16 protein-coding genes are annotated in these 21,558 nt (G+C 34.5%); 3 read left to right on the top strand and 13 right to left on the bottom strand.

Features of this window, described 5'->3' with window-relative positions:
- Positions 1-58 precede the first annotated feature (58 nt).
- The 3 genes from G6053_RS11280 to G6053_RS11270 are packed head-to-tail and all read left to right on the top strand — an operon-like array spanning position 59 to position 3,590.
- Positions 59-757: an alpha/beta fold hydrolase gene (locus G6053_RS11280; RefSeq protein WP_165306483.1), complete on the top strand. Its 699-nt coding sequence runs from the start codon at positions 59-61 to the stop codon at positions 755-757.
- Positions 738-3,197 carry a penicillin acylase family protein gene (locus G6053_RS11275; RefSeq protein WP_165306482.1) on the top strand — a complete coding sequence of 820 codons (2,460 nt, stop codon included), beginning with the start codon at positions 738-740 and terminating at the stop codon, positions 3,195-3,197. The genes G6053_RS11280 and G6053_RS11275 overlap by 20 nt, the downstream gene beginning before the upstream one ends.
- Positions 3,198-3,203: 6 nt before the next feature.
- A complete protein-coding gene (locus G6053_RS11270; RefSeq protein WP_165306481.1) occupies positions 3,204-3,590 on the top strand; it encodes a hypothetical protein in 387 nt (128 codons plus the stop codon).
- 218 nt (positions 3,591-3,808) lie between these two features.
- Here the strand turns inward: G6053_RS11270 and G6053_RS11265 are convergent, their stop codons facing one another.
- The 13 genes from G6053_RS11265 to ribA form a co-directional block, all read right to left on the bottom strand.
- Positions 3,809-4,486 (bottom strand): 4'-phosphopantetheinyl transferase superfamily protein, encoded by a 678-nt coding sequence (locus G6053_RS11265; protein WP_165306480.1) that lies wholly within the window; start codon positions 4,484-4,486, stop codon positions 3,809-3,811.
- Entirely contained in the window at positions 4,476-5,423 is a 948-nt protein-coding gene (locus tag G6053_RS11260) for an aminoglycoside 6-adenylyltransferase (RefSeq protein ID WP_165306479.1), read from the bottom strand. Before G6053_RS11260 ends, G6053_RS11265 begins: the two co-directional genes overlap by 11 nt.
- Entirely contained in the window at positions 5,424-7,484 is a 2,061-nt protein-coding gene (locus G6053_RS11255; protein ID WP_165306478.1) for a TonB-dependent receptor, read from the bottom strand.
- Between the two features lie 307 nt (positions 7,485-7,791).
- On the bottom strand, positions 7,792-12,192 hold the full coding sequence (locus tag G6053_RS11250; protein WP_165306477.1) for a non-ribosomal peptide synthetase: 4,401 nt from the start codon (positions 12,190-12,192) through the stop codon (positions 7,792-7,794).
- Positions 12,189-13,292, bottom strand: coding sequence for an ATP-binding cassette domain-containing protein (locus tag G6053_RS11245; protein WP_165306476.1), 1,104 nt, complete (start codon positions 13,290-13,292; stop codon positions 12,189-12,191). The genes G6053_RS11250 and G6053_RS11245 overlap by 4 nt, the downstream gene beginning before the upstream one ends.
- Before the next feature lie 626 nt (positions 13,293-13,918).
- A complete protein-coding gene (locus tag G6053_RS11240; RefSeq protein ID WP_165306475.1) occupies positions 13,919-15,109 on the bottom strand; it encodes a pyridoxal phosphate-dependent aminotransferase in 1,191 nt (396 codons plus the stop codon).
- 151 nt (positions 15,110-15,260) lie between these two features.
- Positions 15,261-15,926, bottom strand: a complete 666-nt coding sequence (locus G6053_RS11235; RefSeq protein ID WP_165306474.1) for a serine acetyltransferase — start codon at positions 15,924-15,926, stop codon at positions 15,261-15,263.
- 3 nt (positions 15,927-15,929) lie between these two features.
- Positions 15,930-16,583 carry a hypothetical protein gene (locus G6053_RS11230; protein ID WP_165306473.1) on the bottom strand — a complete coding sequence of 218 codons (654 nt, stop codon included), beginning with the start codon at positions 16,581-16,583 and terminating at the stop codon, positions 15,930-15,932.
- A 24-nt stretch (positions 16,584-16,607) separates the two neighbouring features.
- A complete protein-coding gene (locus tag G6053_RS11225) occupies positions 16,608-17,294 on the bottom strand; it encodes a methyltransferase domain-containing protein (RefSeq protein ID WP_165306472.1) in 687 nt (228 codons plus the stop codon).
- An 82-nt stretch (positions 17,295-17,376) separates the two neighbouring features.
- Positions 17,377-17,973 carry an NAD(P)H-dependent oxidoreductase gene (locus G6053_RS11220; RefSeq protein ID WP_165306471.1) on the bottom strand — a complete coding sequence of 199 codons (597 nt, stop codon included), beginning with the start codon at positions 17,971-17,973 and terminating at the stop codon, positions 17,377-17,379.
- A gap of 218 nt (positions 17,974-18,191) precedes the next feature.
- Complete coding sequence (locus G6053_RS11215) at positions 18,192-19,202, bottom strand: SUMF1/EgtB/PvdO family nonheme iron enzyme (RefSeq protein WP_165306470.1); 1,011 nt, start codon at positions 19,200-19,202, stop codon at positions 18,192-18,194.
- Between the two features lie 12 nt (positions 19,203-19,214).
- Complete coding sequence (locus G6053_RS11210; RefSeq protein ID WP_165306469.1) at positions 19,215-20,936, bottom strand: WD40 repeat domain-containing protein; 1,722 nt, start codon at positions 20,934-20,936, stop codon at positions 19,215-19,217.
- Positions 20,937-20,938: 2 nt separating this feature from the next.
- Entirely contained in the window at positions 20,939-21,541 is a 603-nt protein-coding gene (ribA, locus tag G6053_RS11205; protein WP_165306468.1) for a GTP cyclohydrolase II RibA, read from the bottom strand.
- Positions 21,542-21,558: the final 17 nt, after the last annotated feature.

Here is a 21,558-nt window from a genome sequence, read left to right as displayed (position 1 = left end):
TCATAGTACTTTGTTGTATATCACCGAAACAACGGTATTTCGTTGTTAACATAGTATAATGAATAAAAAAAAACAACTAATTCTACTCCATTTTGCTGGTGGAAGTTCCTACTCCTATCAATTTATGAAACCATATTTAGATGGTTTTAATTGTATCAGTCTCGAATTACCAGGCCGAGGACGTAGAATGGAAAATAAATTATTGATTGATTTTGATGCCGCCGTTTTTGATTTATACCAACAGATTCTCTTAAACTTAAAAACGTCCCCGTTTGTTGTTTATGGACACAGCATGGGGGCTTATTTAGCATTTCGATTAACCTATTTATTAGAAAAGAACGGTACCCCTCCTACTTATCTATTTGTAACAGGAAGTGCAGGACCGAAAGTCAAATTTGAAAAGAAACGTTATCTTCTGGATGACAAAAACTTACTGAATGAAATAAAAGCAATGGGTGGCCTACCAGAAGAGATTTTGAAAAATAAAGATTTTACAGATTATTACCTTCCTATTATTCGGGCAGATTTTGAACTTATTGAAAAAAGTAACTTAATCAATGAATCTCCTGTTAACGTGCCTATTTTTGCCATAATGGGGAATGAGGAAGAACGTTATAGAAAAATTTCTGAATGGCAGATCTATACGACAGCTCAATTTAATTATGAAATTTTAGAAGGCAATCATTTCTTTATTTATAGACATGCCCAATATATTGCCTCTAAAATAAAGTACATATATGAAAAAAATATCACTTAATACCAATAAAGAAGCAAAAATAATGAGAAACAAACTATTATATTCGATAATTGCATTTTCAACGCTTATTATATTAGTCTTTATCTTATCAAGACCGATGTTCGGTGTTCCCGCCATAGGAAAAATACTAAACCCATTTACAGGTGGTGTTCAAAATGGTACCGATGAGAGACTGGAACACAGCATATTACTTAAAAACTTAAAGAGTCTAACAGACTCGGTAGAGATTTATTTTGATGAACACCAGGTTCCCCATATTTACGCTTCAAATACAAAAGACCTATATTTTGCTCAGGGTTACGTTACTGCCTATTTACGCCTTTGGCAGATGGATTTGACGTCTTATTCTGCTGAAGGAAGATTATCAGAAATATTCGGAAGTAGTTTTTTGGAATACGATAGAATTAAGAGAAGAACTGGTATGCTAGCGGGCGCAAAAAAAACACTAAAGATGATTGAGCAGGATTCCGAAACTTCCGTTATCCTAACCTCATACACAAATGGGGTAAATGCATATATTAAGGAGTTGGGTTACAAAAACTTACCTTTTGAGTACAAACTTTTAGATTATAAACCTGAAAATTGGTCAAACTTAAAAAGCATATTAATTATGAAATATATGTCTAATATGCTAACAGGGTACGAACAAGACGCAAATATGACTCAAATGATGATGGCCCTTGGAGAAAACAGATTTAACATATTATTTCCCAACTTTAATGCCAATGTTCCCCCTGTAACTAACGTCCCTATAGACAAAGAGAATCAATTTCTTGAATATGTAAAAAAACCAGATTATTTGACAAATATCTTTTTATCCTCAGATACAACTCCAAACGAATACAATCCTCATTTTGGCAGTAACAATTGGGTAGTTTCAGGGACTAAGACAATTTCAGGTTTCCCAATTCTTTGTAATGATCCACATTTGAAGCTAACGTTTCCAAATATTTGGCTACAAATGCAATTAACTTCCCATAACATGAATGTATATGGTGTTTCGATACCAGGAGCACCAACTATAATCATAGGTTTTAACGAGAATATAGCTTGGGGAGTTACCAATGGAGCAACAGATGTAAAAGATTGGTATAAGCTCAAAATCTCAAAAGATGGTAGACACTATGAATATGACGGACATTTGCTAGAATTTGAAAAAAATATAGAAGAGATAAAAATAAAAGGTAAACCAAGCTTGTATGATACTATCAGATCTAGCATTCATGGGCCTATCGTATATGACAGGAATTTCCAAAAATCTCCTGAGTTAATAAACCATGCTTTGCGTTGGGAACTTCAGAATTCTTCTAATGAATTTCTTTCTTTCTATAAAGTAAATAAAGCAAAGGACTTCAGTGAATACAAGAATGCAATAAAGCATTATTGTAGCCCAATCCAAAATTTCGTTTTTGCAGGGAGTGACAATACAATCTCAATTACTCATCAAGGAAAAATTCCCATTCGTTCAAACGGGCATGGAAAATTTATCCTTGATGGAACAAATAGCGAGTATGTCACAACTAAATATATTCCCCTCGACAGTCTACCTGAGGAAACAAATCCAGAAAAAGGATATCTTTTTTCTGCCAATCAACAACCCACTAACAAAAGCTACCCATACTTCTATAGTGGATCTTATAGCAAGTCGCGTGCGATACAAATCGATAAGCTTTTGAAAGATAGGGACATATTTGATCTGGAATCAATGAAGAAGATTCAACTAGATAATACAAATTCCTTTGCAACAGAAGCCTTACCAGTTCTGATAGCAAAAATAAGTGGAAATTCTCTTTCTCATGAAGAAAGAAGGATCTTAAAAGATTTTGGAAAATGGAATGGCGCATACAATTTTATTGACGTCCATGCAAAACTATTTGAACTCTGGATGAGTAAGATCAGAGATCTCACGTGGGATAAACTAAAAAAATTCTCATTTTACAAAATCACACCCGATGACTATGTAATATTAAATCTAATTCAGCAGAATCCCGATAGCGACTGGTTTGATAATATAAAAACACCAGAAAAGGAGCATGCTGGACACATTATTACCCAAGCATTCCGGGATGCCCTCACTGAGTTCAAGTCACTTAAAGAACAAAAAGGCGTTAGATGGGGCGACTTAAATATCGTCAATATAATGCATTTAACAAATATCAAAGCTTTCAGCAAAATGGGCATCCATTCTTCTGGTCATCCTTATGCGATCAACGCTATTTCTAAAAGTTGGGGACCATCATGGAGAATGATCGTAGAACTGGGAGAAACTCCAAAAGGATACGGTATATATCCCGGAGGCCAATCTGGTAATATCGGCAGCAAATACTATGACAATTTTGTTAAAGATTGGTCGGAAGGTCGATATTATGAATTACTCTTTTTCAAGAATAAACTCGAGGCAAAGAACAAATCTTACATTAAATGGACACTGAGAAAGTAAATAAACATGAAAAAAAATAGAAAAAAACAGATCGTTATATTAATAATTATTATAATAATTGAACTTCTTGTAGGCAGAATCGATACCTTACCTTGGTGGTTTTTTGTAGTTCCGGTAATGATATTTGGAATTTTTATCGCTTATAGAAAAGTTAATATTGGAACTTTTACAACGGGTTTTATAGCAGGCTTTGTTGTATGGTATTTGGGAAATATTTATTACGATATTTCAGGTTCTGGATTGATGTTAAAAAGGATGGCGGATCTTTTGTTTGTACCTAAGACAATTTTCCTATTGGCAACAGGACTTATTGGCGGGGTAATGACAGGACTTGCTCTTTACACAGGGAAGAAAACTCTACAGGCTTTTCGCGTCAACCACACTAAGGATTAATTAGGGTGTCTTGTCCTGAAATAGCTTTACCCTGGGTCTAATACGGTTCTTACTTTACAGTGAAATTCGCTTAATTTTTGTATCTTTCGCATATCTTTTTAATTACCGTTACCCCGATTTTGGCGTCCAACTGATTATTCGAAGGAATACACGAAGATAAGAAACCCTCAACTATTTATTATCAAATAGTTGGGGGTTTTTCTGAATATCCCTAATTATCAAATTTTTAACAGCTCACACATATTAATCGAATTTGTATTGATTACGAATTCAATTGAATTGTTAAACAGATCGTAAGGCACTGCCAGATTTAACACATAGTCTTTTGCCGATATTTTTACATTCAATAACTTTAGCTTTCTTGCTTCGATACAGGCAGCATTCTCTTCAGTAATTTCAAAGCTTTTCAATGAAATCGATAATCCCTTTCCTATTTGTTTTATACATGCTTCTTTTTGGGTCCAGTAATTATAGAATGCCGTAAGTGGATCGGATGAATTAAAAATACGCTGTTTTTCGACCGGCGAAGCGACTTCGCTCAATAGGGATTTATAGTCATATTCTTTAATCAATTCAACATCTATCCCAATTTCAAAGTTTGCCACCGATAAAACCACCAGGCTGCCAGAATGAGTAGTGTTAAAAAATGGGCCGTCTTTCAGATACGGTTTACCGTAAGGATTTGTTTGAAAAGCTGCCCAAGATTGATGACCTCTCAATACATAACTCTCGATCAACTTGTACCCGATTAAACATGAATATGCATCTTCCCAACGATGAAATCGCTGGATTCGATTAACAACACCTATAGGGAGTGTTTTTAATAGCTCTTCAAAAGATGCCTTTGGAAGTCTCTTCTCTACCCAGCAGTAAAAAATATCCACATTACTTCTCATGTGTATTTAACATTGCTTCTTTAATAAAATCGATAACAAATTGTTCAAACTTAATATTTCTCGAGAACTTAAAGTTCTCAGATACCCGCCGGGAGTATTCTTGATAAATTTCAATCATATACAGAAGAGAGCGTTGCATTTCGATGAGATCATTAGCCAATAATGTACCTTTCAATGAATCGTATAGGCGGATGCCTCCCCAGCTTTTTATCTTGTAGGCATTATAAAAGAAATCCAAATGATCTCCTTGTGCAATGCACTCTCCCCATTCAATCATTTTGATTAATTCTCTTTTTAAATAATGATCATAAACAAGGATAACATAAAAATAGTCGCCACGTATCAACTTTATAGAGGCAGTATAGCAGGATTGCCAAAAGAAATTATAGGAATTTTCAAATTGCTTCTTTGTCAGCGAAAATGTAGATTTATTTTTCTTTTCCGTATATTTTACGGCTTTATTCAAGATCTTACCGATCCCGATCTTATCAAGATGGATCTCATATCCTCTCCTAATAGTTTCGTAAAATGTATTGATGTTGCTTTCCATCAATCGAGATACTCGCTTTGGAATTATCCCATTCAAGCCCATATTTATCAATTTTAAATACAGCCCAATTAGACTGAATTTCCTACCACTCACTATTGTTAGATCAAACATCAGTCCACCGACAATGATTAATTTAATCTTATACACTCCTTCCTCAATGTTGTTGAAAATCCGAATGTACATTCTCTCTCCAAGTGCGTCCAACCAATCATTATTGTTCTCGTCTGAGAAATCGCTTACAGAATTTGTAAAGATATATAAATCAATGTCTGAATATTGATCCATATCATCTCTTGAAAAACTGCCGCAAGACACTATACCTAGTATACTCCTATTGCTGTTAGCCAATTTAGCTATACCAGAATAAATAAGCGCTTTTCTATTCATCTAATCTAATCTCCTTTCAATATCACTAACACTTGACTCTCGAGTCGAATTCTTTGAAGTATTCTTTCCGAACTTCTTTATAAATGTAAACCTGAACACCCGCGATTCTAGATTATTTGCTAAATAAGCATAATTACTCCCTTGCATTGATTCTCGGGAAAAATCATTCCCAAAAATCGTATTGTAGCTAACTTGAAAAGTACTGTTCCATCTTTTGATTTCCTTCTCCAGACTCAAATTCACCCTCTGAAAATCGTTCAAGGTACTTATGCCTAGTTTTCTTTCTGAATTATATGCAATGAATAATTGTCCAAGAATGTCGTAAGGAAAAGACACGTTTTGCGTTGTTCTTGCTGTATAGAACCAATCGGATGTCTTCATTGATGCCATTTTCTGATCCAAGAAACTCAACTGAACATTATTCTGCATGTTCCACCATTTTGTAATTTTAATCGGAATATTCATATTCAACGACCACGTGTTTAATCTATCAATGTTAAGCGATGTAAATACAATGTCTTCTTCATCTTCAATAAAAACAGTCTGTGACCTCGCAATAGCATCTTTTTCTGTAGAATATGAAAGTCCAAATAGATAGGATCTGTATCGATAACTCAAGTTTAAATTATTACTAAATCCAGATTTTAAGTTTATATTTCCAAAAGAAGAAGTATTCGGATCTAAAAAAAGAACATAAGGTGCGAGGTCAAAATACGTAGGTCGGTTAACACGTCGTCCATACGAGAACTGTGCACTACTATTGGTACTCATTTTATGATTGATAAAAAGTGTGGGAAATAGTTCATCCATAGTTTTGCTGTTTAGTTTATTATTAGATTTAGTTGTCAAGTCATATTTCGAATTCTCATACCTCAATCCGATTTTCAAATCAGTATTCTTGCCTAGTTTAGAATCGAAATTACCATACATCGCAAAAATGCTCTCATCGTATTCTGAATATTCACTTAACATTTCATTTCTTATATTCACATAGTCTTTCAAACTGTCTACAATTACATTATTTGTCATCATGGATTTGGTAAACTTCGCCCCAAAAGTTAAACTACTGTTACTTCCAAATCTTCGAGAATATTGAAAATTAGCACCCAGTACGTTTACGGGAGTTTCTTTCAGCACATTAAGCTCCTCCAAAGTACCATCCTTTTCATAGGAGTTACTGTAGTATATCGGCGCCTCGTTATAATAGTATAGATAGTCTACGTCCCAAGAAAAAGCATTTATACTATCAAATTTCCAAACCGTATTGAAATTAACAGAAAACAAATCGCGCTTGCTGTCCTCATCGCTATATAAACTAATTTCACTATCACCAACTATACTGCGTAAGCTGTGCCCAACAGTCTCTTGAACAAAGCGATTTGTATAAGCATTGGCTATAAACGACATAGCTAACTTTGGAGAAAGATCGTAGTCCAATCCAATACGTCCCGTGTAACCCGTTATGACAGGATCTCTATAAGTAGTCGTATACAACTCTACCTGTTGTCCACCTATAAACTGCCTGCTTGAATTAATAAAATTTCGAGGCGTATGGTTTCGGTCATAGTTTAAGTCACCAAATAGGTTAACTCGATCTTTTTGATAACCCAGATTAACACCCACTTTTTCCTTATCTTTATCACCATACCCTATGCCTAATAGAATACTTCCATTGACCCCCACACCTCGTTTTCTTATTCGTTTTATATTGATGACTCCTCCTGAAAAATCCGCATCAAATTGTGAGGGAGGATTTTCAAAAACGTCAATACTTTCTATGTCCTGGGCATTTGTACTCGAAAGGATTTGCAATAACGATGAAATAGGTATACGAACTAATTTACCGTCCATCAATATTCCAATCTCACTTCTTCCATTAATTGCTAAAGAAGTACCATCCGGAGAAACTTCTACGCCTGGCAATCTTTGCAACACCTCTAAAGCTGATCCTGAGATACCAATAGGTGTGCCTCGAATATTATACATAATATGGTCTATCTGTTGAACAAATTGGGGTCTACTTGCAACGACTTCTACTTCTTCGAGTCTATGGTCTGACAATTCTAGTACGATTTCGTCAATTGCAACTTGCGAATTGAATAAACTAATAATTTGGCTAACCCCGCTATACCCAATATGGGTCACATATAGCTGATAATTGCTATTGGGGAGATTCTCAAATTTGAATCGACTAGCTGAATCTGTTCGAGCTACCCTTGTTTTCGATGAATCACCTAAGTCTTTTAGATAGACATAAAATGTAACAGGTAAGCTATCAGCTAGATTGACTTTTCCAGTTATACTGCTTTGTGCAAATGCTGAGTTTAATACAACGCAAATCCATAATACACAAATACTGAAAAATAGCTTAAAAAATAAAATCAAAATCTTCATCAAATTTGTTGGAATAAAAAACATCAAAGTCTTTAATCGGTCTTTCGGGACTTTGAATAAAGCTCATTATCAAGTTGTAAAATGATGTTAACATAAAAGTTGTAAAAGGTTGACTGTACATGGAACCTGCGGTTAATGAAACGACCAATTTATCGTTATATTCATTTACTGTAAAAATCAACGGAACCCGACTCTCATGGTATGGAACGTTTTTGTTTGCTAACAATCTGCACTCTTTTAAATGCAATTCATCGCTAAACAAAGAATCTACTTTTTGATTGGCTACTAAGACTTCAAAGGGTAACCCTTGTTTATAGAATTTTCGGGATAGCGGAAAATTGCTATATCTATAACTATCAATTATTTTTCCTTTGAGAAAGTCGACGTGGTCTAAGATATTGGTTTCCGCATCTATCTTGATCTTTATAGGGATTGTATGTACAAACATCCCTAGTGTCTTAGAATAACACTCTTGCTCTCGCCCATGATATGTTATACCAATCATAAATTCAGAATTCGCAGTAATTCTATTAACAAAAACTGCAACTAATAAAGTTGTCAGCGTGTTAATCGTAACATTCTTTTCCAAAGCTAAATCTTTCAACCACAAAAAATTACCGTTGCCTATTTGCTCTCTGATTTCAATTTTGTATTCGGTAGAATCTTCAAATTTATCCGCTAGAGGTAGCAGTATCCTTTTAAATTTAAAATCATCGAACACTCCCTTCCAATATTCATGGGCTCTGTCATCCTCTGTAGAAGACGCTAATTCACTCAAATATTTCCGAAAACTAGAACTTTTATCGTTATCATAATCAATCTGCGAAATCCCCTGAATTCGCTTTGCTAGTTGGTCAATCAATAAATCGACTGAATACCCGTCCATTATTAAATGATGCGTACTGAATAATAAAAAAACATCTTGATCTTCTTTGTAAATACCTCCTCTAATTAATTGATCTTGTTCGAGATCAAATTCGTAATTAAAGAAATTGAAACAAACATCATTAAATTCATTCCCAAGTAGATGACAAAATTTAAATCTTTCCTTCTTTTGAAAGACCTGCATAGGCACATTATCAATCAGCCGAAAGTTCATATTTAACGTATCATTGAGATCTATTATTTCTTGAATATATCTTTCCATTTCATCTATGTCAAGATAACCTTCTACTGCAAATGCTACCTCCATATTATACAAAGTTTCCTTACCGATCTTTTGGCATTCATACCAGATGTTTTTTTGCGATTCCGTAAGTGGAAAGGTCTCATTCCCGAAAAAATGTTGATTATCTGACCTCTTACGATCACTTTCCAAAGATTCGATATGAACGCTCAAATCTCTAATAGACGACTTTTCATAAAAGTCTTTAAGGGAGATATCTACTCCGAATTGTGACTTGATTCGTCCGATGACTCCAGTCATACTCATCGAATGTCCCCCTAAGTCGAAAAAATCAGCGTGCTCATTCAATCCTGAAATGCCCAACTCATTTTCATAAATTTTCGCCAACTTTTTCTCAACAGAGTTCATTTTAGAGATAAGCTTGACATCATTAGTTAAAGGCATGTTTACCAGAATCTTCCTATCAACTTTACCATTCGCAGTTTTGGGAAAGTAAGGCAAAAAGATAATCCTATCCGGAACCATATATGAGGGTAACGCCTTTTTTAATTCTGATTTGATCTGATATTCATCCAATATTGAACCTACGACATACGCGATCAACCGGTTAAATCCATTCAGCTCTTTAGCAATAACAATTCCTTGATCAATCCCCGAAATTTGAGATAATGCGTTTTCTATCTCAGTAATCTCTACACGAAAACCACGTATTTTCACTTGATAATCATCCCTCCCTAGTAATTCAACTTCGGAAAGATCATTCCATCTGCCAAGATCTCCTGTGTCGTAGATACGTTCCTTTAAGTCTTGATGATATATGAATTTTTGCAGCGTCAAATCTTCATTATTATAATATCCCTTCGCAAGTCCCTCTCCGCCTATAAAAATCCTTCCTACTGTACCCAATGGAAGTATTTCGTCGGCCTTGCCCAATACATATAGATTAGTATTGTAGATCGGCATTCCAAGACTTCTGACATCTTTACGGGTTTTTATTTTTTTTACGGTTGACCATATGGTCGTTTCGGTCGGTCCATACATATTCCATAAAGAATTGCAGCGTTCTAACAATCTTTCCGCCAATTTCTCGTTAAGGGTATCACCTCCTGACAGAATTGCTAGGTGCGAAGAACCTGGCCAGCCTAGATCGATCAATCGCTGGAAAAAACTTGGTGTAGACTGCATGATTGTCGGTTTCACCTTTTGTAAATCCTCAATTACAAGTTCTGGATTTGAAAGAATCTCATTTCTAGCGATATATAATTCAGCACCGTTAATTAATGGCAACAGAATCTCTAAGTAAAATATATCGAACGAACAGGTGGTAACAGAATACAAAAGATCCTCTGCTGTCATCCCGGGGGCAACAGACATACTTGTCAAAAAATTCGTAAGAGACCGATGCCCTATTTCTACGCCTTTCGGATTACCAGTAGTGCCAGAGGTATAAATTAAATATGCTGCTTGTTTCTGATTAGGTTTGTATGTTATACGCTCATCAGAGTCCCCTTCTTGAACGTTTTTTACTATGAGTGTTTCAAATTCTGAATCATTTACAAGATTCAATAAATCATTATCTAACAGAACTAATTTGCTTTGTGAATCGCGAAGGATGAAATCTATCCGTTCCTTAGGAAAGCTTGGATCGATAGGAACAAATGGATATCCTGTTTTTAAAGCTCCGAAAATTGCAACAACTAAATAGCAAGAACGGTTCATTAAAATTGCCACTGGTTCTTTATTTCCAGTAGCGTTTCTTATAGCAATTATTCTAGATGCAAGGTTATTAGATTGACAATCCAATTCTGAATAGGTCAAAGCGTCTAAACCGTCCTGCATTGCAATTTTCATTGGGAATTGGCTTGCTGATCGTTTAAAAAAGGAAACAACGGTATCACTATAGTTGATGATCTGCTTATCTTGCTTACATTTATTTATAATTTCATGCTTATATTGCTCACTCAAAATTTCGATTTCTGAAATTTTCATATATGGATTGGAAACAGTTTGATTAACAACGAATTGAAAAGATTTAACAAAATCTTCAACCATGGTCATGGATAAATAACTTAAGTTATAATCAAAATCTATGACAATGTCACTTTTATCATCAAACTCCCTTATATATAATGCTAAAGCAACTCTTTCTTGCTCATGCGACAATGGGCGGACAATTGTCTTCGTATTCAAAAAATCGTCAGAATAATTTTGTTTCTCATATGAAACCGTGACATTTAGGAGTCTCTCAGGTGTTCTTGAACATCCTAATTCTTGAATTAATCTTCCCACAGGGTATCTTTGATGTTTATATATAGCTCTTAACTCCTTCCGGATTTCCTTTAATAATTCTGTAAAGCCGAGGTTATCGTTAACTTGAATTCGCAACAGATTTATACCCATAAAAAGTCCAACTGTCTTTTTGAAGTCAGAGTTTGTCCTATTAAGAATTGGCATCCCAATAGTTAAATCATCTTGTTGGAAGTACTTTTTCAACAAGATATAGAGTATGCCCAATAAGAAGTGAAATTGCGTGACCCCAGAATTTCTAGCATGATCCTGTATCTTGTTAAAAATCTCCCTCGACATCTGCAGTTGGTATCTTGAACTTCTGGCTTGTTTATTTTTTAGAAGAGGTATAAAACTCTCCGGAAGTTCAATAAACCTTTCCAGCCAAAATTTTCGATCTATATCTAGAGTTTCGGAGTTCAAATACGTAAGATCGTCCTCAACAAATGCCTTATACGAATAATTAAACTGCGGCAGCTTTTCATTTTTTATTAAACAATTGTATGTCTCTACCAGCCTTTGAAACATAAGTGATGTTCCCCAACCGTCAACGATTATATGATGATATACAGAAAATAGAAACCATTTTTCATCACAAATTTTAATAAGGCAAAACCTGTAGAGAGGAGTACCGTCACCTAAATTAAATGGTTTCAAAAAGTCACTCCTACTATAGTCGGTTGCCTTTTGAAGAGAATCTTCGAAAGAGCTAAAATCTAAGTATTCCAGATTTACATTTTCGCCCAATTGAAACCGCATTGATTTGAAATCTTCATCTAACACCGCTTGGAAAGCGTCCGTACTTCTTATCAAGTGCTGATAGGCTATGTTCAGGGAATTGTAGTCCAGAAGGCCTTGTATTTCTATCAGCGCACCTATATTATATATTGAACTACCCAAGTATATAATTTGCTCCTTCAGAACATCTCTTTGGGGCAAAGTTAGATCTATCTTCTCCATCATAATATTTCTTTATATTTATACCAATCTGCTGCATTGAGGTCTTGTGCGATCTTTCCCTCTTCAAATTTTACAATTCTGTCCGCTACATCGAAATACTTATCATCGTGACTTACAGCAATAACAGTTTTACCTTTTGACTTGAGGAGTGGCACAATGACTTCATAAAAGTATTTCCTGAACTGCGGATCTTGATCTGCAGCCCATTCGTCCAATACTAAGAACTGCTTGTTCTCCAACAAGGCCAGTATTAACAATACTCGTTTTTCCTGCCCTTTGGAAAAAGAACGTCTTAGAGCGCTTTCAGTAAAATCTCTAACGACATTATCCATCTTAAATATTCTCAGCCAACTCTTATAATCGTCATTGTCTGCGAGTAAAAAATCGCCATAATTAAACCTAGATATTTTCGAATCGATAAAAACGGCCGAAAAACTATCTCGATAATTGCCAACCCTACTTATCTTATGACGGTCATTAATAGTTATATTTCCGGCACAGGGTGTATATAAATTGGTCAGAATATTTAAAAACGTTGTTTTCCCACTACCATTTCCTCCTATTACAAAAACCACTTGCCCTTCCTCTATATTTAAGGTTACGGGTCCGAATTTGAAGTTTGCATGTTTGTATTCTATGTTTTCTAATTGGATTCTTGCGATTCTCTCTTTTTTGTTGATCTCTATTTCAACTAAAGGTTGTACATCTTTGTCTGTGACTACAAGAGTAGTGAATAGTTCTTTAACACGAGTAAAAGATAACTTCATACGATGATATAGTTGTTGCTGTACTAACAGTCTTTGGATGGGTGCTGATATAAACAATAATATAAAAACAATAGAGAAAATTTGCGGTCCTGTTATTCCGAACAATATAGGGAATAAGAACATTGCTATTCCTAACAACATGTATACACCGAATTGATTGATAAGGTTAATCATATTGAATTTATTTGACAACACGATATCCATCATCTTTGTGTTGATACGATTTTTTGTTACAAATCCATTAACGAGTTCATTTTTCTTATAAGAGTCCAATTGAAAATTTTTAAAACCGTCAAACAAATCCGCCACATGAGAACTATAGTCTTCATTCTTCACTTTTATCGCTTTTAAAGTTTTTCTGTATTTCCTAGTGTAAAAAATGAAGAATCCTATTAAAGAGAGTACTGCAACCAATATACCTAAAGCCACAGCCCACGACTGAAAAACTAGATACAGAAATGTAACGCATATTAAACCGCTAGAATTTAAAACGTTAAGAAATAATGAAGGAAAAAAAATAAATGACCGGAGGTCTTCAAGACACAAATATATTTTCTCTCTATTGATTTTTTCAAACTCAGCTAATGTTAGTCCTGATATAAGTTTGACCAATATTATTTCTAGATCATATATTTTGCTATAGACATATTTAGTAACACACCTATAAAATATAACGTTGATTATATAAAAGGCTAAAACTAGCAGCAAGAATAACATTCCCAATTTCCCGAGTTGATTCGCCGAGAGATTCTGACTAATGGCCATATTTATAATCTTCAGTATTGTCAGCGTAATTAAGCTGTTGCCTAAAGTATAGGCGACGATGGCTATGATGTGATATTTTTTTATATTGATTATTGACATCGTTCTATAAGATTATGGAAACATTATATTACACAACAAACAAGTTAATTATATAATAACAAACATAATTTTCTGTTTTACAACCACTTAAAACATTTCTAAGCTAATTGTTCGAGAGCAATTTTAATTCTGCGCCAACCTTTCTCAATTCTTGGCAAACTGTTGGCAAATGAAAAACGAATGCAATTGGGCTCACCAAATGCGTCGCCCATTATCGATAAAACGTGGGCTTTTTTTAAGATATACATACATAAATCATCAGCATTATTTATTATATTTTGCCCATCTGATTTTCCATAATAATAACTCATATCAGGAAAAACATAAAAAGCCCCATCAGGTTCTGAGCATTTAACCCCCGGAATGTCCTTCACTAATTCCAAAGTGCGTTTTTTTCGATAAGCAAATTCCTCAGTCATTGCAAAAGTTGAGCTAAGCCCCTCTGTTAAAGCAATTATTGCTGCCCTCTGAGCAATTGAGCAAGTTCCACTAGTAAAGAGCCCTTGTATTTTTTCCATTGCTTTAGAAGTATATTGTTCAGTAGCAGTATAACCAATGCGCCAACCTGTCATAGCAAAGCTTTTGCTTAATCCGTTTACAATTATTACTCTGTCCCTTAACTCCTTAAACTGTGCAAAGCTTTGGTGTTTACCGCCATAATTAATATATTCATATATTTCATCTGAAATTATAACTATATTCGGGTATCTTTTAAATACTTCGGCAAGATTAGCTAATTCCCTCTGGTTATAAACTGCTCCAGATGGATTGCACGGCGAAGAAAACAAAAATGCTTTGGTTTTAGGTGTTATGGCCTGTTCTAATTCGGCAGGGGTTATTTTGAATCCATTTTCTACTGATGATTGAATTTTTACCGCCGTACCTTTTGCCATCTTTACCAGCTCTGGGTAGCTTGTAAAATATGGTGTAGGTATAATAACCTCATCTCCAGCATCAACAATTACCATAATAGCATTTGCTAAACTTTGTTTGGATCCGGTTGAAATTACAATCTCTTCTGGCCTATAATCTAAAGCATTATCTCTTTTTAATTTTACACATACGGCTTCTCGTAGATCAAGAAAACCCGGAACTGGAGAATAATGGCTCCAGTTATCATTAATAGCCGTAATTGCAGCCTCTTTTATGTGTTCTGGGGTGTCGAAGTTAGGTTTACCCAAGCCAAGGTCAATTATATCTATCCCTTTTCCTCTTAACTCGTGGCCCAATTTAGCCATCTTTAGGGTCTCTGATTCATTAAAGTGCTCTAATAGCGAAGATAAAATCATTTAAAAATATTTTTTATTGAAAATTAGTTATTGCAAATCAAATAGTAACACCATTTCGAAACCGAAGTTTTATGACAGTATTTTGGTCACTAAATATATTCTACTTTTATTATTTTTTGACAGTCAATCTCTGAGTCTACACCACTTTTTCTTATTTCTTAACTGAAGAAATCACCATCTGTGTTTTTTTCAGTTTTACAATTTTATCATTAGGAATATTTTCAGTAATTACACAATCAGGCCCGATTATAACGTTATTTCCAATACAAATTGCGCCAAAAATTTTAGCACCACTTGAGATGTGGACATTGTCACCAATTGTTGGATGGCGCTTTTTATTCTCGTTGTATGTTATTTTTTTGCTACCAAGAACAATATTATTTAAAAAAGTACAATTATTCCCAATTTCGCACGTGGCGCCGATTAAAGTATTGACACCATGATCTATCACAAAAGAATGCCCAATTTTCGCTTGTGGATGAATTTCAATCATTGTTCTTGCTGTAGCGTATTCTGAAAGCCTGTAGGCACAAGATTTGAAAAATAAATCTTCACTGTCCAAACAATAAAGATAATTAGCGAGTCTATAAAAAAAAATTGCCTTAAATGACCTTGAAATAGTATATATATATGTTGTACTAATGGCCGTCGGATCCTGAAGCACCCTCGCATTGAGATCTAAAAGAAGATTTTTCGAAATCCCCTCTAACGCTGACTCATTGAGGAGCTTAAATTTCATCTTATTCTGGATAGCTCCTTTTAAAGTACGATGCACATCAGTATAAATTCTGGATAAAGTAATTTCTTGTTCTTTCATCTGTTAATTTAAAGTCAATGTCCCAATTTCTGTATCTATTATAATTTTCGATTTAACTGCCCTTAAGTTAGAGGATGGAAACCAAAGTCGGTCTGTTTTTGAAAGAATTAGTAAGCCATTGCTATCCCCAATACACACAAATGCTTTATTCTGCGGTCCATTATCATAAATTTTAACATCAAAATGTTTAGTTAAAAACTCAGCAGAAGAAACAGGATCTTGAACCCCTGTTCCCACCTCGCTTAACCTAACTATTTCATCAGGGCCAAAATGATCTGCGTCTGAAAATATATTATTATCCACTCTTACAATAAACTCTATTAAATTACCCAAAACGTCATAGAAATATATTGAATAAGCATTCCAAACTTCATGATGAACAATAATTGTAGACTTGCCAGACGGTTTAACAAGATTCAATCCTTTTTTTTGAAGCCATAATGCCGATTTTTCAAGTAAGTTGATTGGAATTTCGATTGCAAAATGATACAAATGTTTTTCATTATTATTTAAAGAAAAATTCAAAATTGATGAACCAATTTTTAGACTAATAAATTCTGAAGATTTGTATAAACTAGGAAATCCCAATAACTTTATATAAAATTCATATAAAAGCTCGATTTCGGTTGCCAGTAGGCTAACTTCTTTTAAATGCATTTTAACAAGTGTTTAAAAATTTTTTTATTTGTTTCTCCCTGGTGATTTAGCAATGCAGATAGATCTTTTTCTTGTTCCACTTTTAGGTCTTTCATAAGTATAATAATAATCTTCATGGATTATATAGCCGAAACGCTCCAAAGACTTTTTAATATAGTTTGTTGACAATAGCCAAAAGCCATTTACCATCTTATTTGGCATAACAGTAGTCTCATCCTCTAAAGGGGCATCATTGGAAAGAACAATCCAGCTTTTATAAGTAAGTGTTTTCAATTTATGAAAGAAACGATCCAATCCACCTTCATTTTCGTATAAATGTCCGATTAGCCCATCAGCATAAACCACGTCAAAATCAAAAAGACTTTCTTTCTTAAGATCGTAATAATCAGATACACAAGCATCAACACCTTTAAGCGCAGCTAATTCTACGGCCTCTTCATTAAAATCAATGCCGCTAACACTTAAGCCTTTATTTACAAGTTCTGCTTCAACAAAAGCATTTCCACATCCTATTGAAAACACCGACCCTTTATCTTCTACCAGCGAAGCAATTTTATTAACCAGATGCTCTCTATATGGTTTACAATAAATTGAAGGTGTAATCGAATCTCCAACAGCCTCCCCCCTCTCCCAAATTTGGTATCTTGTTTCTTTGTTCCCATTTTCGTTAATTATTGGTGTACAATAAAAGTCGTGTAATTGATGTGGCATATTAAGATTATAATTAATTAGATGTAAGTGTCCAGAATTTGGCCTTGAATAAGTTAATTTAGTTTTTGTATTAAACTGTAAATTACATTCCATATGCAAACTTTGAGAATTCGAGTTCTAATTTTCTAATTGGTTTAAGGCATTCAGAATAGTTTTTCAAGAGTTCTATACAAAATTGAATACGGGTGTATAATAATTTATTATTATCTGAATAAAAATCATCAGTAAATGAACTAACATTTCTAATAATAATATTTTCTGGAATAAAACAAATCTTCGTATTCTTATACCCACTGGATCTGAGCTCCATAATTGGATAAGAACCTCCGTTTCCTGCTGATATGGATACAATTAGAGCCGGTTTATGCGCCATACACATTTCGCCGGCTATTAAGAAATAATTTTTAAGGTTCGGAGGAACCATTCCATTGTATTCAGGAACAATAAAAATAAATGCGTCAGCCTTGCTTAAGGCAGATCTTACACTATTTAAAATCGGTGTCCATTTGGTATTATTTAATGCCCAAGCCTCTTCGTCCCAAAATGGAATCTGTACGTCAATTATTTTTTGTATTTCAACATTCGTAAACGGATCAGAGCACATATCCTTTAACAGTTCGGCTACTCTGTGACTTTGTCCATTTAATTTGTGACTTGCACTAATTATAAGTAAGTTCATATTTTCTTGATTTATCAATTTCTATAAATAAAATTCTAGATTTAATCATTCTTGGTACTATCCTGTTAGATATCATAGTTTTATTTCGATAAAGATTGATTCGATTGCAACATTTATTAAAATAATTTTCGATTGATCCTTTATCATTTAAGCTTTAATTTTTTTAATAAGGCACATCAAACTTAGATACGACATATCGGAAAATAGTTGATTTGCATCTAAACAGATTCTGCTAACCTAAATCCCATTGCGTATATTTCTTTAGGGTTATATCCATGTCTTCTTTTACACCTGGCCAGATCTCTAAACCTCGTAAAACTTCCACCTCTCGCTACCCGATATTCCCCATTTATCGTTACTAAATCATCTACGATTGTGTCAATTTGATCATAGCCTTTATAGAAGTCGGAAACATATTCTTCTATATTTCCAGCCATATCACAACATCCGAAAGGTGAGTTTCCTGCTGGAAAAACACCTATCGGGGTGGTTTGATATATACCTGATTCTACGGTGTTAGCTCTATCTATTTTAAATTCATTTCCCCATGGAAATTCATATTGACCAGAACTTGCTGCATATTCCCACTCTGCTTCTGTAGGAAGACGAAATTTTCGTTTCGTTCTCATTGAGAGCCATTCGCAGTAACTTAATGCAGCATGTTCTGATACAGTATATACCGGGTGATTAGCCATATGATGTGGATACTGTCTAAATTTCCATGAGGTAGGAATTTCAGAATATTTTGTATTTTCGAGAAAAACTAAATACTCTTTATTGGTTACAGGATATTTCGCGAGTTTAAAAGGCCTTATTTTTATTGAGTATTCTGGACTCTCTTTTGCAATCCAGTTTTCGAGTACCCCTAATGATTTATATTCCTCAACTACTTCGGCAATCTTCGACGAATTTAACCCAAGTTTTCCCTCCCAAGAAGGAATGTAGTTCATAATCGGGTCATAGGTAGAAATTCTAGGATCGCCAGTTAGGGCCAAGATGTTACCAGCAAAGTATCTCTTAATAAAGGCTACTTCCGAGTTTTCAATTAAATTAACTAATTCCATTTTAGACAGAGAGGTTAACTCTGTGTAAAACGACTCATACTGTTCATCAATTGTACTTCGCTCATAATATTCCGGCATCCCCATTGCTTCCCTATCCGATAGTATTGAAACTCCTTTGTTAATGTCTATAGGTAAAGGTTCTCTTTGTACTAGTGAAAATATCATATATCTTTAATTTTAAAGCTCAAATAGATTATCTTTGCAGTTGATTAAGGGCTCAATATCAACTTGATACACTTTACCATTATAACTGCTAGCTAAAAATTTTCCCGAGTCTGAATGAAAGCCGATATTAGAAATTCCAAAATCACTCAAACGAATGTGTTTGGTAAATCGACGTTCTCCGTTATCAAATAGTGAAACAAATCCTACGTAACTTCCTAGTAACAAGTACCGCCCTGTATTATCAGCTCCAATACACTTTATAGAGTTTGTATGAGGTGTTTCGTAAACTGATACGTCATCTACATTCCATACCCTTAACTTTAAATCCCGGCTTACACTTGCAAAAGTATTTTTACCTAAGCTTGTACATCCATTGGCTATCTTATCATGACCATTTTTGATATATTTTATTTCCTTGTAATTTTCAATATCATGGAATGCTGCTGCGCCAGTAGCACAAACGGTAAAAATGTAATTTTCAGATACAGAAACTCCTTTTATTGCGTTTTGATGAAAACGGATAACCTGATCTAAAAAAACTTCATCATTAACGGATTGCAAAATGATGACCTCTCCTGTATACGAACCCACAACTATTTTCTTAACACCATTAACTTCAAACTCTGCTGCGCAATTCAGAGGACTTTTGTGCTGATAGTAGGTTTCACCAGTTAGGGCATTAAATATACTTCCAGTTTGACCACCGGTAATCAACAAATTACCAAAAGGAACAATAAAATTGCATAGGCTACCCAGCTCTTTTCTAACTTCTCCATTTTGTTTAACATATCCCGAATCTCCTACAGTATAAGTTGATCCGTTTAATTCACAAACGGCATTTACTCCCAAAGTAGACTCAATACCATTATCTAACCATACCTCCTTTGACAAATCAAAATGGGCATAACGGTCTCCGAAAGAGGCAAACACAATTTCCGTTGTATTTAAAAATGCAGCCGATCTTGGCCAAACAACATTATTGAATTGCTGAGTAGATTTTAGTTTTAACCCCTTGTCAATATAATCCCAAACTTTAAAAGTACGGTCATAGCTTAGACTAATTAATCTTTTTTCCTGCTCTGAATATACCAAACGTTTAATCCCAGCATTATGACACTGAATAACAACAGGTTCTACATTGTCTTCAATAATTATAATTTCTCCGTCGTCATTCCCCGCAAAAATGGTGGCTTCAGAAGTTAATGCAATGGTATCAGTTTCTACATCATTAAAAGAAAGGTCTTTTACAATTTCGCCTGTATTGGCATCCCAGAATTTTACGGTACCGTCATCAGAACTACTGATAATAATGTCTGAATTATACATCCATTCTACTGAGATAACATCTTCCTTATGACCATTCAAAGTTTTGATTAATTTCCCATCTATTTGAAAAATGCAAATCGTTTTATCCCTCGAACTTGTAGCAATAATATCCCTGGTATGGTGAAAAGACAATCCTTCTACATCATCCTTGTGCCCTTTAAGAACAGAAACCAAACTCATATCTGGGACAGACCAAATTCGGGTTGTATAATCTGAACTTGATGTGGCCAAGTATTTGCCATCCGGGCTAAAAAGACACTGGTTTACCAAATGGTCATGGCAACCTCTTCCTAGCGACCTACCATTATCGGCATCCCAAAGTATAACAATATTATCATAACCTGCAGTTGCGATAAATTTTTGATTAAAAGTAGCAATGCCACTGATTGGAGATTTATGTGTAATCATGATTATAAATTTAGTTTATGATTTCCGCTGTTTTTTTTTGCAATCAAATATTTTTGATTATACTCATTTAGATAGACACCTGTTGATACCATCTCGTTAACTTCGATGCCTGCTTCCTCAAGAGCGTTCCTTTTTCTTATATTATTACTTAACAAGTTTATTTTATTGGCACCAAGAGCTTTCAAAATATCGGCAGCAATGTCAAAGCTCCTGTGGTCACTAATAAACCCTAGTTTATGATTAGCTTCATAGGTATCAAATCCCTCATCCTGCAATAAATAGGCTTTGAATTTGTTAAACAGACCTATGCCTCTTCCTTCTTGCCTTAAATAGATGACGTACCCTCCTATATTTGAAATTGCATCAATTGCCTCTGTTAATTGTTTCCCACAATCGCAACGCATAGAATGAAAGGTATCTCCGGTAATACATTCTGAATGTATTCTTACCAGCGGAATCTCAGCAGATTCAAAGTCACCTAATCCAATTACAAAATGTTCTTTCGTTTGTATTTCTTCACTATCATAGAATGAAATAAAAGTGGAGTTTACTTTCGTTCCATTAAGATCAATGGGGATTGTAATCTTATCTAGTATTTTACACATTTTTTATATTTTATTAG

Origin of the sequence: Sphingobacterium sp. DR205 (assembly GCF_011064245.1) — a bacterium.
GTDB classification, from domain to species: Bacteria; Bacteroidota; Bacteroidia; order Sphingobacteriales; family Sphingobacteriaceae; genus Sphingobacterium; species Sphingobacterium athyrii.
Note: the sequence above shows the minus strand (reverse complement) of the source record. Positions and strands in the feature narration are given on the sequence as shown.

Bases quoted from the DNA above. Each gene is read 5' to 3' on its own strand.
- G6053_RS11230 (WP_165306473.1), bottom strand. From the start codon at position 16,583: ATGCATTTAAAAGAAGTTAGCCTACTGGCAACCGAAATCGAGCTTTTA.
- G6053_RS11280 (WP_165306483.1), top strand. From the start codon at position 59: ATGAATAAAAAAAAACAACTAATTCTACTCCATTTTGCTGGTGGAAGT.
- G6053_RS11275 (WP_165306482.1), top strand. From the start codon at position 738: ATGAAAAAAATATCACTTAATACCAATAAAGAAGCAAAAATAATGAGA.
- G6053_RS11270 (WP_165306481.1), top strand. From the start codon at position 3,204: ATGAAAAAAAATAGAAAAAAACAGATCGTTATATTAATAATTATTATA.
- G6053_RS11215 (WP_165306470.1), bottom strand. From the start codon at position 19,202: ATGATATTTTCACTAGTACAAAGAGAACCTTTACCTATAGACATTAAC.
- G6053_RS11210 (WP_165306469.1), bottom strand. From the start codon at position 20,936: ATGATTACACATAAATCTCCAATCAGTGGCATTGCTACTTTTAATCAA.
- G6053_RS11220 (WP_165306471.1), bottom strand. From the start codon at position 17,973: ATGAACTTACTTATAATTAGTGCAAGTCACAAATTAAATGGACAAAGT.
- G6053_RS11235 (WP_165306474.1), bottom strand. From the start codon at position 15,926: ATGAAAGAACAAGAAATTACTTTATCCAGAATTTATACTGATGTGCAT.
- G6053_RS11250 (WP_165306477.1), bottom strand. From the start codon at position 12,192: ATGATGGAGAAGATAGATCTAACTTTGCCCCAAAGAGATGTTCTGAAG.
- G6053_RS11260 (WP_165306479.1), bottom strand. From the start codon at position 5,423: ATGAATAGAAAAGCGCTTATTTATTCTGGTATAGCTAAATTGGCTAAC.
- G6053_RS11265 (WP_165306480.1), bottom strand. From the start codon at position 4,486: ATGAGAAGTAATGTGGATATTTTTTACTGCTGGGTAGAGAAGAGACTT.
- G6053_RS11225 (WP_165306472.1), bottom strand. From the start codon at position 17,294: ATGCCACATCAATTACACGACTTTTATTGTACACCAATAATTAACGAA.
- ribA (WP_165306468.1), bottom strand. From the start codon at position 21,541: ATGTGTAAAATACTAGATAAGATTACAATCCCCATTGATCTTAATGGA.
- G6053_RS11240 (WP_165306475.1), bottom strand. From the start codon at position 15,109: ATGATTTTATCTTCGCTATTAGAGCACTTTAATGAATCAGAGACCCTA.